Below are 11,865 nucleotides of genomic sequence, written 5' to 3'. Positions count from 1 at the left end.
GCCCCTAATTTTAGCGCTGAGATTTTCGTCGGAGGAGAGCGAGGCCGTCCTTTAGGATCTCAGGGCGGTGATTCGGAGATTTTTTAGAATCTGAGCGTTCACTATCAATATATTGTAAGAAAAGCGGTATATTTGCTCATAACTCAATCAGAGACTATGTATTTCGATGAACTAGATCTTGAGGACGAGGTGCTCGATGGCCTAGAGGCCATGAACTTCTTCGAGACCTCTCCCGTACAGGAAGCTACGATCCCTCTCCTCCTCGAAGGTCGTGACATGATCGCCTGCGCACAGACAGGCACTGGCAAGACCGCCGCTTACCTCCTCCCGATCATCAACCGCCTGAGCCGAGGCGAAGGTGACCCTAAGAAAGTCAACGCCGTCATCATGGCTCCTACCCGTGAGCTGGCTATCCAGATCGAACAGCAGGTAGAGGGCTTTGCCTACTTCCTCCCCGTCTCCTCCGTGGCTATCTACGGCGGTACCGACGGGATCGCCTGGGAGCAGCAGCGACGAGGTATGGCGCTGGGTGCCGAGATCGTCATCGCTACACCGGGGCGACTCCTTGCGCTGATGAACCTCCAGCAGGCAGACCTCTCCGGAGTCTCTTACTTCGTACTCGACGAGGCCGACCGTATGCTGGATATGGGCTTCCAGGAGGATATCCTTCAGATCCACAATGCCCTGCCGAAGGAGTGCCAGCGAGTGATGTTCTCCGCCACGATGCCCCCCAAGATCAAGAAGTTCGCCCGCACGATCCTCAGAGACCCCGCAGAGGTGGAGCTGGCCATCTCCCGCCCACCCGAGAGCATCGTCCAGTCGGCCTATGTCTGCTATGAGCGACAGAAGCTCCCCATCCTCACCCAGCTCTTCAAGGAGACCCCTCCCACCCGTACCATCATCTTCTCCAGCTCGAAGCTCAAGGTCAAGGAGCTCGCTGCCGTCCTCTCCCGTCTCGACATACGAGTCGAGCAGATGCACTCTGACTTGACTCAGGAGAAGCGTGAGGAAGTGATGCGTAGCTTCAAGGCGGGCAATGTCGACCTCCTCGTAGCTACCGACGTCGTAGCCCGAGGCATCGATATCGATAGCATCCGCATGGTCATCAACTACGATATCCCACATGACCCCGAGGACTACGTACACCGCATCGGTCGTACCGCCCGTGGGGGCAATGACGAGGGTCTGGCGATCACCTTCGTCAGTGAGAAGGAGCAACCCGGCTTTGGGCGCATAGAGGAGTTCCTCGAGAAGACCATATACAAGATCCCCGTCGACGCAGACTTCGGCCCGACACCCGCCTATGAGCCACACCGCCGTCCCGAGCGAGGTCGTGGAGGTCCTTCACGCCACGGTGGAGGCAAGGGCAAGGGCGGTGGTCGCTCCCGTGAGCACGCTCCTAAGGACACGCATCAGCAGTCGGGTCAGGAGCAACAGAAGCACCAGAGCCGTAACAAACGCCCAGGACGTGGCAAGCCCCGTCTACAGGGCTCAGCAGGCAAGAAGGAGCCTCAGCAGTAGTCCCCCACCACCACACCTCTAGCACCTATCCTCTATGACATCCAAACTACTCGACGACCTGAGCCAGGAGACCAAGAAGGGGCTGCACAAGCTCCGTGTCATCAATTACCTCCTCCAGCACAAGACGGCGACGATGACCGACATCGCCAAGGAGCTCTATGTCAGTGTGCCTACTGCCTCCAAGATCCTTCAAGAGCTACAAGACGGTGGTTGCATCCAGGAGCAAGGGAAGCTTGAGATCGGTGTCGGACGCTTCCCCCTACTCTTCGGGCTCGATCCTGAAGGGGGGTACTTCATCGGCGTAGATATCAAGCGCTCCTACATCCATATCGGCCTGATCAACCTGCAGAGCGAACTGATCTGTGCTGACTACGACATCCCGTTTAGCCTGGAGAATACCCCCGAGGCACTCGAAGCGATCTGCAAGGAGATCCGTGGCTTCATCACCCGTCATGGCATCCAGCCCAAAGAGATCCTCAACATCAACGTCAATCTACCTGGGCGTATCAATCCCGTCACAGGTCACAGCTACAGCCTATTCAACTTCTTCGGCGATCGCCCCCTGTCGGAGATCCTGAGCAGTAAGCTCGCTCTGAGGGTATCTATCGACAACGACACCCGAGGCATGGCGTTCGGCGAATTCACAGCCGGCTGTACTAAGGACAGCAACATCAGCTCCGCGCTCTATGTGAACATCAGTTGGGGGCTCGGGCTCGGCATCATCCTCGACAAGCAGATCTACTTCGGGAAGTCGGGCTTCTCTGGGGAATTTGGTCACATCTCGGCCTTCGACAATCAGATCCTCTGCCACTGTGGTAAGAAGGGCTGTCTCGAGACAGAAGTCAGCGGTCAGGCTATGTGCCGCAAGGTCCAGGAGCGCATACGTGCCGGTGAGAGCTCTATCCTCTCTTCGATCGTCAACTCAGGGCGGACACTGAAGATGGCCGACCTAGTCAGCGCCTGCGCTCAAGAGGATATGCTCTGCCTGCAGGTACTGAGCGAACTCGGCCGAGAGCTCGGTAAGCAGGTGGCGAACCTCGTCAATGTCTTCAACCCCGAACTCGTCATCATCGGGGGAAGTCTCGCCGATGATGGAGGCTACCTCACCCAGCAGATCGAGGCTTCGATCCGTATCTATTCGATGAGCGTCGTCACCCGAGACACGCAGATACGCACAGCGACCCTAGGCGACCGAGCAGGGCTCATCGGAGCGTGTATGCTCGCCCGCTCCCGTCGCTTCGCAGAGCCAGCTAAGTAGACGGATCACCTGCCCTCACCTTCGCTCGCTCGTCGCCCCTTCCCCTAGCTAGGAACGAGGGTGGTCAAGAGTAGCCTAGAGCACAAATAAACAAAGGAAGCCCCTTCGTAAGTCCTGGTACTTACGAAGGGGCTTTTTCATTCCTTCCTGAGGGGCAAAAAAACGACCTACGGTAGGTCGCTGAAAAAACCTACGGTAGGTCGTCGAGACGACCCACAGTGGGTCGCATCGACGACCTACTGTGGGTTTTATTTGGCTACTTCCATACCCTCGTCTCGAAGGGGATGATTCTACGGGGAAGAACCCCAAGGAAAAGCCCCCTTGAGAAGAGCGGTCTTTTTCCGCTCATTTCCGTCCTCGTCCTTACCCGAGAGGGAAGGTGATCAAGCGGGGAAAGGGAAGGAGGGAAACGGAGGCTAGCGCCGTGGGTGCGTGATCAGCTGCATGAATTCCTCGCGGGTCTTCGCCTCACGGAAGGCCCCGGTGAAGTCACTAGTGGTCGTGAAGGAATTCTGCTTCTCCACCCCACGCATCTGCATGCACATGTGCTGGGCTTCGATGACGACGATCACCCCAAGAGGATTGAGTGCCTCCTGGATGCAGTCCTTGATCTGCGTCGTCAGACGCTCCTGTACCTGCAGGCGACGAGCGAAGACATCGACGATACGGGGGAGCTTGGAGAGTCCCGTGATATACCCATTAGGGATATAGCCGACGTGTACCTTGCCGAAGAAGGGGAGGATATGGTGCTCACAGAGCGAATAGAAGTCAATGTCCTTGACGATGACCATCTGTCGGTATTCCTCGCGGAACATCGCCGAGCGGAGGATCTCCTTAGGGTCTTGTCGCATCCCCGACGTCAGGAACTCCATCGCCTTAGCTACACGCTCCGGAGTCTTGATGAGCCCTTCACGCTCAGGGTCTTCCCCTAAGAGCCGAAGGATCTCCTGATAGTGGTGACGTAGGGCCGTCTCCCTCGCTTCGTCCTCGGGAGTACGCAGGGAGAGGGTGGTGGGATCAGGGAGGCTATTCTTCTGGGGCATGGGGGGCAGTATAGTTGAGGATACGTACTTTCTCACGGACTACATAGGACTCACGTCCCCAGGCAGGCAGGACAGTCACCAGACGAGCACGTGCTTGGCGAGCCTCCTCCTGTGTGGCGAAGTTCCCCACCGTCAGACGCCAGAAGGGTGCACGGAAGGTAATGTAGCTACTGAGCGTCGGCGCTACCTGACGCACAGCCTCGGCACGGGCATAGGCTTCGCTCTTAGCATTAGGGAGATTGCTATTGAAGACCTGTACTCGGTAGCCGTAGAGGATGGAGTAGTTGCCATCTCGGCCTAGGACTCCCGGCGTGCGAGGTGCAGGTGCACTGCCGATGATACCACGAAGGTCCGGATCCTGTAGGATCGTCACAAAGCCTTCACCTGGATTGATCTGCTCAAGAGCCTCTAGTATATTGCGTGGGCGCATCTTCTCGGGTGAAGTCTGAGCAGATGCGACGTGGATAAGAGGGACGGCCAAGAGAAGGAGCATCAGTGACCGCAGATATCGTCTTGCCATAGCGTGCTGAAGGTAGCGGATGAGGATAGGAGGAGGGTAGGCTCGGGAGCCTATCGTAGAGAAGGGGCGAGAAGCAATAGCCCCCAGAGCAGGCTAGAGAAGTAGCCTCCTCGGGGGATATACTGTAGGGAAGGGATTAGTTGAAGGCTTCGATGATGGGGAGGAACTTGTCCACGGCGAGCGAAGCACCACCGATGAGACCACCATCGACGTCGGGCTGAGAGAAGAGCTCCTTAGCGTTGCCCCCGTTGCAGCTACCACCGTAGAGGATGGTGGTATTCTCAGCGATCTCAGCACCGTACTTCTTAGCGATGAGGCTACGGATGTGTGCGTGGATCTCCTGAGCCTGAGCCGATGTAGCGGTGAGGCCCGTACCGATAGCCCAGACAGGTTCGTAAGCGAGGATGACCTTCTTGAAGTCCTCTGCAGAGAGGCTGAAGACTGCCTCTTCGAGCTGAGCTTCTACTACTTCGAAGTGCTTCGAAGCTTCACGCTCTTCCTTGACTTCGCCGATGCAGAAGATAGGAGCAAGACCATTGTCCAGCGCCAGGCGTACCTTCTCGGTGAGGATAGCACCATCTTCGTGGTAGTAAGCACGACGCTCACTGTGTCCGAGGATGACGTAGCGAGCGCCCGTAGAGGCGACCATCGCTGCAGACACTTCGCCGGTATAGGCACCTTCGGCCTTGTTTGCACAGTTCTCAGCAGCGATAGCTACAGGGCTACCTTCTGCTTCCTTAGCGATGGACGCTAGGTGGATGAAGGGTGCGCCGATGATGACGTCACAGGAGAGGCTCTTGCCTGCGAGTGCTGCCTTGAGTTCGTTGATGAAGGAGATCCCCTCGGAGAGGGTCTTGTTCATCTTCCAGTTCCCAGCTACGATATTCTTTCTCATTGCTTAGTAATAGAGATTTATTGAGGTAAATGTAAACGTTTCTTCAGGTGAAGATGGATCGTCAGATGAAGCTTCCTAGCCCAGAAGCGGAGGAAGCCAAGGAGGAGAAGCCCAGCCCACGCCCACAAGAGGTAGGTACGTGTAGCGCTAGGCGAAGGAAGGGGAGCTTCGGTGTCTTGAAGGCCCTTGAGATAGTGGCTCACGTTCTCCACCGAAGGGAAGTCAGCGTAAGCACGCTTGTCGATGATCCGCCCGTCACGAAGGACGACGAGCCCCGGCTGTGAGCGGATGATGGTGCGGATAGGTGTGGCGTCGAGCTGGAGCATCGGATAGGAGGCTCCCGTCTGATAGCGCCATTCGGCGGTCTCCTCACTGGTGGAGGCACTGACCCCATAGAAGTGATACCCGAGAGCTAGGCTCTCTTGGTAGAGCTCGGCTACCTCGTCGATGACACTCTGACTAGCAGTGCGCCACGAGGGAGCAAGGAGCAAGAGTGTGATACCCTTCCCCTCAAGGAGCTCCTGAGCTACTGACTGCCCTGTGCTATCCAGCGGGGAGAAGTCATACTTCGGCAGGTAGTCTACGAGGCGTGTGTCCTGCTGTGCCTCGACGAAGGTCCAGCTGCTATCGGGGAGATTCGTGGCATCAAATGCCTTCGACTCACCGCCCTTCTTGTAGAGGTACTTCGTCGAACCAATAAGCGCCTTCTGGAGCTCTTCCTCCTCCTGAACTATAGCACGACGTAGGTCCGTACCTATACTATAGGGTCGGAAGTCTCGGTAGGGCAGGTGCCGGTAGTTATTCACCATGAAGTAGATGATCCCTACGACAGCAAGGATAGCAGGTACCCAGCGCTCACGTCGAGAGTACAGATGCCTCAGGGCACGAGCATCCCGGAGGACAAGGAAGGAGAGGGGTAGGAGGATGAGGTTTTTCAGGAAGGTCTCCAGTGGTGTCAGGCGTATAGCATCTCCGAAGCAACCGCAGTCCGAGACAGGATGTGCCAGCACAGAGTAGAGCGACACCGCCGTCATCACCAGCATGAAGAGTAGGGAGAGGCGGGCGCAAAGCTTACGGTAGACACCCATAAGCAGGAAAGCTCCGAGCAGGAACTCGGAGCCACAGAGGATGAAGGATATGACTAGAGTGAAGACCTCTCCCTTAGGTCCGTGCACATCGAGGATAGGGGTAAGGTACTGCCCGATCTTCAGTGCTGTGCCCACGGGATCTACAGCCTTGAGGAGTCCAGAGAGAACAAAGACAAGACCGACGATCACTCGGGCGACCTCTGCAAGGGTATGTCTTGGATGGATCACGCTTCAGTGCTATTGAGCTTAATCAGGCAGAAGAGGGCATAGTTCACCATATCCATATAGTTGGCTTCGATGCCCTCGGAGACGAAGGTCTCCCCTCGTAGGTCTTCGATCTGCTTCGTGCGGTGCACCTTCGAGAGGATGAGGTCAGTCATGGAGGTGACACGCATATTGCGCCAGACCTCCCCATAGTCGTGGTTCTTAGCAAGCATGAGCTGGAGCGTCTTCTCGGCGTAGCGGTCGTATTCACGAAGTGCTTCCTCGGGAGAGAGGTCAGGAGCAGAGACAGCGCCTCGCTCGAGCTGTATCATCCCTATGATGCCGTAATTGATGATCCCGACGAACTCGGGCTCTACCCCTTCGTCGACAGCTGCATAGCCATTGATCTGCAGGCTACGTATGCGCTCGGCCTTGATATAGATCTGATCGGTCAAGGACTCTGGGCGAAGGATACGCCATGCGGAGCCGTAGTCGTGGAGCTTCTTCTCGAAGAGCTCCCGACAGTGGCTGAGGATGGCACGACATTCTTGCTCCGTATTATGCTTGCTTAGTTCCATAGAGCTACAAAGTTAGTCTACTTCGTGCTATTTGTCCCCTTCGCAGGGTAGGAAGGGGGCTAAGACCTCCCTGCGAAGGCGACCTTACTCACCCGTGGCTCTACTCAACTACTTCGTCAAGGAGGGCGAAGGCGAGCACCTCGGTGATCTCATCGACGTAGTGGAAGGTCAGGCCCTCGAGGTAATGATCCTTGATCTCGAGTATGTCCTTCTCATTCTCACGGCAGAGGATGATGTCGGTGATCCCCGAGCGCTTAGCAGCGAGGATCTTCTCCTTGATCCCTCCGACAGGAAGGACCTTACCCCTCAGGGTGATCTCCCCTGTCATCGCCAGATGAGCACGCACCTTGCGTCGGGTGATGGCCGACACGAGGGAGGTGACCATCGTGATCCCTGCACTAGGCCCGTCCTTAGGGATAGCTCCTTCGGGTACATGGATATGGATCTCCTTATCCTTGAGTTGCTCCAGATCGATGCCTAGCTGGGGAGCATGGGCACGGATATAGCTGAGGGCGATCGTTGCCGACTCCTTCATCACATCACCGAGACTACCGGTGAGGATGAGCTTACCGTTCTGTCCTGGCTGAAGGCTACTCTCGATGAAGAGGATCTCTCCACCAACGCTGGTCCAAGCAAGACCCACGACGACACCTGGGTGCTCATTACCCTGGTACTTATCCCGTGAATAGATAGTCTTCCCTAGATACTCACGGACGAGCTCGGGGGTGATCTCTGCAGGGAGCTGCTCTTCGGCAGCGACAGCCCAAGCCAACTTACGCATGACGGCGGCGATCTTCTTCGTCAGGGAGCGGACACCACTCTCACGGGTGTACTCCTCGATGATCAGGTCAAGTGCACCAGGAGCGAAGTGGATATCCTCGAGCTTCAGCCCATGCTCCTTGGCTTCCTTGGGGACAAGGTGTTGCTCGGCGATCTTCAGCTTCTCTTCGGCGATATATCCCGTGACTTCGATGAGCTCCATACGGTCACGCAGGGCCTGAGGAATGGTAGAGATATTGTTTGCCGTAGCGATGAAGAGCACCTTCGACAGGTCATAGTCTATGTCGAGGTAATTGTCGTGGAAGGTCGTATTCTGCTCTGGATCGAGGACCTCAAGCAGGGCAGAGGCTGGGTCACCCTTGTAGTCACTCGAGAGCTTATCTATCTCGTCAAGGACGAAGACAGGATTAGAAGTACCAGCCTTCTGCAGGCTCTGGATGATACGTCCACTCATCGCACCGATGTAGGTACGACGATGGCCACGTATCTCTGCTTCGTCATGTACCCCTCCGAGGGAGATACGCACATATTGACGGCCGAGGCTCTCTGCTACGCTTCTCCCCAGTGAGGTCTTACCTACCCCTGGAGGGCCGTAGAGACAGAGGATGGGGGACTTCATGTCGCCCTTGAGCTTCAGCACAGCTAGATGCTCAAGGATACGCTCCTTGACTCGGTCGAGGCCGTAGTGCTCTCGGTCAAGGATCTCCTTAGCCCCCTTGAGGTCAAAGTTGTCCTGACTGTAGACGCCCCAGGGGAGATCTACGATGGTACGCAGGTACTGCATCTGTACCGAGAAGTCAGGGCTCTGGGGGTTGAGGCGCTCTGCCTTGCGGAGCTCCTTCTCGAAGGTCTCTGCTACGGCGTCACTCCAGAGCTTGTCTGCGCCCTTCTTGCGGAGCTCTTCGATCTCATCATCAGCACTAGCGCCCGTACCTAGCTCGTCCTGGATGGTACGCATCTGCTGCTGGAGGAAGTACTCACGCTGCTGCTGGTCCATCTCCTGCCGAGTACGTGAGAGGATCGACTCCTTGATGTCGCTCTCCTGTATATGGGCCTGAAGCTGGGCAAGCACCCGAAGACCACGGATGGAGAGATCCTCAGCCTCGAGCATCTCCTGACGGACCTCCGTAGAGACCTGCAGGAGTGAAGCGGATAGGTGGATGATATAGGCTCTATTCTTGACCGAACGGATGGTCTCAAGGAAGCCCGCAGGTGCACTGGGGGCGATCTTCTCGAGGAAGCCCAGCGTACGCTCATGGATCAAGTCTGTGAGGGCCTTAAACTCCTCTTCGGTCGACTCTCCTATAGAAGTATCGTCAAGGAGCTTGATCTTCCCCGACAGATAGGGATCTTCCTGTGTGAGGCTCCCTAGGGTGAAGCGCTGGCGACCTCTGAGGATGGCCGAGATCTCCCCTGAGGGCAGTTCGATGATCTGCGATACCTCTACGACGGTACCGACGGTATAGAGGTCTTCGAGCTTGGGGTCTTCGATGCCGGCATCCCGCTGGGTGACGACGCCGAAGTACTTATTATCCTTCTCTGCCTGACGGATGACCTGCATGGACTTCTTGCGACCCACGAGGATGGGTACCAGGGTACCAGGGAAGATCGACATGTTGCGCAGGGCGATCAAGGGAAGTTCGTCTACCTGCTCTTCGGCGGGAAGAGCAAAGCTATCTTCCTCACCATAGGTAGCGAGGACAGGGATAGCGAGTACGTGTTGCTGGTCCTCTGCTGTCATTTCGTCAGTTCTATATTTCTTTCTCATTATATCTAGTAAAGGGGACTAGGGCGACGGGGAGGTGAGCCTAGGAGGGCATGGCTCCACAGTAGCCGAGCCACGAGGATGACCCGACAGTAGCCTAATCCACTTGGTTGTAGCTGTTTATTTTCGCTCTCTCGTAGAGTCTACGAGGTGAAGACCCACAGACTCCACTCCCTGCAGTGGGAGTGAATCCAGGAGAGCGACCTCTAGGACAAAGAGTCCTGCATAGGGCACGTGCAAAGGCTGTGCCAAGGGAGCGACGAACTCATGATAGACCACCCCAGGGCGTCTCCACTGTCCGACGCCCGAGGCGAAGTTCATCTCTAGTGTATCTTGCCTCAGGATCATCTCGGAGCGACGTAGTGTCGATCGCAGGCGCACACGCCCTCGGTCCAGACGACTATCCATCCGTAGGATCACCTCGGCCGAGAGGCGAGTCGTCGTCTCGGGGAAGAGGACGTCGAAGGTCAAGGGCTTCGCTGGCTTCCAGCCGTCTCTTGGGACGGCTTCGAAGGCGAAGTACTCACCCCCCCCCTCTCGCTCGGTACAAGAGCCAAGGAGGAAGAGGCTCACGAGGGAGGCCAGGAGGAAGTATATCCTTAGTAAATACGTAGGCTGACGCATCATCAATTACTCAGGCTCACCCTGAGACTTCGTACGGGGCCTGCGGGGGCTTGGTGTACCCTCACCTGACTCCTGAGCCCTTGTGCGTGGCGAGCGGAACTGGCGCACCTGTGGGCGCTCCGACGCACCCTGTCCCTGGGGCTCTACCGAGCGCTGTGGGCGCTCCCGACGAGCGCCTCCCTCACGGCGGGGTGGGCGGGACTCTCCACGGCGAGCACCTCGGCGCTCACGGTCGAAGCGTGTCAGGCTGTTGTCTGCCAGAATATCGCTCGTACGACCTCCTCGGCGCTCTTCACCCTCCTGGGGCTCTAGCGTCCCAGGGCGCTCACCTCGGCGGTTCATCCCGATGACTTCGAAGGCTCGCTCGGCAGAGATCGTCACCAGACGAACGGGTGCCGAGCGTACGGTGCTGTAGGTCACCTGACGCTGGAAGTGATCGGTCTTGAAGTGGTAGTAGCTGTCCGAAGCGGTCTCTAGGACGACGTCCCGATCGGGCAGGCTGCGCTGTGCCTCGGCATAGGCGTTCACCTCGAAGTTCATACAGCACTTGATCTTACCACACTGGCCCGTCAGCTTCTGAGGGTTCATCGTGATATCCTGTACACGTGCCGCACCGGTACTCACTGAGGAGAAGGTGGTCATCCACGAGGAGCAGCAGAGCTGTCGACCGCACGGGCCTATACCTCCGATGCGTCCCGCCTCTTGGCGAGCACCGATCTGCTTCATCTCGATGCGCACATGGAAGGTATCGGCTAGCACACGGATCAGCTGACGGAAGTCGACACGACCATCAGCTATGTAGTAGAAGATGGCCTTATTCCCATCTCCCTGATACTCCACATCTCCGATCTTCATCTCTAGCCCGAGGGCCGAGGCGATCTGCCGAGCCTGGATCATCGTCGGCTCCTCACGGAGCTTAGCTTCTCTCCAAGCCTCTAGGTCGCTGGGGCGTGCTACACGGTAGACACGCATCAGCTCACCCTTCTCTGGTCGATAGCGATGATTCTTCATCGCCAGCTCAGCGAGCTTGCCGGTGAGGGTCACCTCGCCGATGTCGTGGCCTGTGGAGGACTCTACGGCGACGAGGTCCCCTTTAAAGAGTTCGATCTTTGCGCTATTGAGGTAGTAGCCTTTACGAGTATTTTTGAATTGCACCTCGACTAAGTCGGAGCCCTGCAGTGACTCGGGGATGTCGCTCAGCCAGTCGTAGGTACTCATCTGATTCCTATCACAGCCTTCGCATCCCCCAGGGGTCATCGCACAGCAACCGAGGTTAGCCGTCGTGGTCTTATAGTCCATTGGGGTGTATCGTCTCTTGGGGAGCTGTGCGCACGGGAGGCACCACAGCTCAAGGCACCACAGCTCATATATATGTATATCGGAGGTCGGGGAGGGCTAAGGCCTTCACTCGGCATCCTACGGGGAAGGGATCGTCAGTCGCCCTGTACCTCACCTCCCTGGGACGAAGCTCGCCGGGAGGCATCATTCAGGGAGCAATGACCGCTCCCGAGGCACATGGGGACTATGTATACGAATCCAAGCAAAGGTACGCATTTTCTCACCGCTGAGTCCCGAAGGCGTCGTCCCCA

The 11,865-nt window shown here is 57.0% G+C and carries 10 protein-coding genes; 2 read left to right on the top strand and 8 right to left on the bottom strand.

What is annotated here, in order from left to right:
* The first annotated feature begins 156 nt into the window (after positions 1-156).
* Positions 157-1,521 (top strand): DEAD/DEAH box helicase, encoded by a 1,365-nt coding sequence (locus tag HMPREF1556_RS06850; RefSeq protein ID WP_021667675.1) that lies wholly within the window; start codon positions 157-159, stop codon positions 1,519-1,521.
* Positions 1,522-1,555: 34 nt separating this feature from the next.
* The gene (locus HMPREF1556_RS06845) at positions 1,556-2,779 is read left to right on the top strand and encodes an ROK family transcriptional regulator (protein ID WP_021667674.1); all 1,224 of its coding nucleotides are present in this window, start codon (positions 1,556-1,558) and stop codon (positions 2,777-2,779) included.
* Positions 2,780-3,195: 416 nt separating this feature from the next.
* On the opposite strand, the gene folE is transcribed toward HMPREF1556_RS06845, so the two are convergent.
* From folE to HMPREF1556_RS06805, 8 genes are all read right to left on the bottom strand, one after another.
* Positions 3,196-3,822 carry a GTP cyclohydrolase I FolE gene (folE, locus tag HMPREF1556_RS06840; protein ID WP_021667672.1) on the bottom strand — a complete coding sequence of 209 codons (627 nt, stop codon included), beginning with the start codon at positions 3,820-3,822 and terminating at the stop codon, positions 3,196-3,198.
* Positions 3,806-4,342 (bottom strand): SPOR domain-containing protein, encoded by a 537-nt coding sequence (locus HMPREF1556_RS06835; protein WP_052332632.1) that lies wholly within the window; start codon positions 4,340-4,342, stop codon positions 3,806-3,808. Before HMPREF1556_RS06835 ends, folE begins: the two co-directional genes overlap by 17 nt.
* Positions 4,343-4,478: 136 nt before the next feature.
* Complete coding sequence (tpiA, locus tag HMPREF1556_RS06830; protein ID WP_021667670.1) at positions 4,479-5,237, bottom strand: triose-phosphate isomerase; 759 nt, start codon at positions 5,235-5,237, stop codon at positions 4,479-4,481.
* A 17-nt stretch (positions 5,238-5,254) separates the two neighbouring features.
* Positions 5,255-6,553, bottom strand: coding sequence for a BT_3928 family protein (locus tag HMPREF1556_RS06825; RefSeq protein WP_021667669.1), 1,299 nt, complete (start codon positions 6,551-6,553; stop codon positions 5,255-5,257).
* On the bottom strand, positions 6,550-7,107 hold the full coding sequence (locus tag HMPREF1556_RS06820) for a DUF1599 domain-containing protein (RefSeq protein WP_021667668.1): 558 nt from the start codon (positions 7,105-7,107) through the stop codon (positions 6,550-6,552). Before HMPREF1556_RS06820 ends, HMPREF1556_RS06825 begins: the two co-directional genes overlap by 4 nt.
* A 100-nt stretch (positions 7,108-7,207) precedes the next feature.
* Positions 7,208-9,628 carry an endopeptidase La gene (gene lon / locus HMPREF1556_RS06815; RefSeq protein ID WP_232299048.1) on the bottom strand — a complete coding sequence of 807 codons (2,421 nt, stop codon included), beginning with the start codon at positions 9,626-9,628 and terminating at the stop codon, positions 7,208-7,210.
* A 144-nt stretch (positions 9,629-9,772) separates the two neighbouring features.
* Entirely contained in the window at positions 9,773-10,276 is a 504-nt protein-coding gene (locus HMPREF1556_RS06810) for a hypothetical protein (RefSeq protein WP_198141863.1), read from the bottom strand.
* A 6-nt stretch (positions 10,277-10,282) separates the two neighbouring features.
* Complete coding sequence (locus HMPREF1556_RS06805; protein WP_021667665.1) at positions 10,283-11,575, bottom strand: regulatory iron-sulfur-containing complex subunit RicT; 1,293 nt, start codon at positions 11,573-11,575, stop codon at positions 10,283-10,285.
* Positions 11,576-11,865 lie beyond the last annotated feature (290 nt).

Origin of the sequence: Porphyromonas sp. oral taxon 278 str. W7784 (genome assembly GCF_000467855.2) — a bacterium.
Lineage (GTDB): Bacteria > Bacteroidota > Bacteroidia > Bacteroidales > Porphyromonadaceae > Porphyromonas.
This window is presented reverse-complemented; position numbering and strand designations above follow the sequence as displayed.

Bases quoted from the DNA above. Each gene is read 5' to 3' on its own strand.
- HMPREF1556_RS06850 (WP_021667675.1), top strand. From the start codon at position 157: ATGTATTTCGATGAACTAGATCTTGAGGACGAGGTGCTCGATGGCCTA.
- HMPREF1556_RS06845 (WP_021667674.1), top strand. From the start codon at position 1,556: ATGACATCCAAACTACTCGACGACCTGAGCCAGGAGACCAAGAAGGGG.
- folE (WP_021667672.1), bottom strand. From the start codon at position 3,822: ATGCCCCAGAAGAATAGCCTCCCTGATCCCACCACCCTCTCCCTGCGT.
- HMPREF1556_RS06835 (WP_052332632.1), bottom strand. From the start codon at position 4,342: ATGGCAAGACGATATCTGCGGTCACTGATGCTCCTTCTCTTGGCCGTC.
- tpiA (WP_021667670.1), bottom strand. From the start codon at position 5,237: ATGAGAAAGAATATCGTAGCTGGGAACTGGAAGATGAACAAGACCCTC.
- HMPREF1556_RS06820 (WP_021667668.1), bottom strand. From the start codon at position 7,107: ATGGAACTAAGCAAGCATAATACGGAGCAAGAATGTCGTGCCATCCTC.
- lon (WP_232299048.1), bottom strand. From the start codon at position 9,628: ATGACAGCAGAGGACCAGCAACACGTACTCGCTATCCCTGTCCTCGCT.
- HMPREF1556_RS06810 (WP_198141863.1), bottom strand. From the start codon at position 10,276: ATGCGTCAGCCTACGTATTTACTAAGGATATACTTCCTCCTGGCCTCC.
- HMPREF1556_RS06805 (WP_021667665.1), bottom strand. From the start codon at position 11,575: ATGGACTATAAGACCACGACGGCTAACCTCGGTTGCTGTGCGATGACC.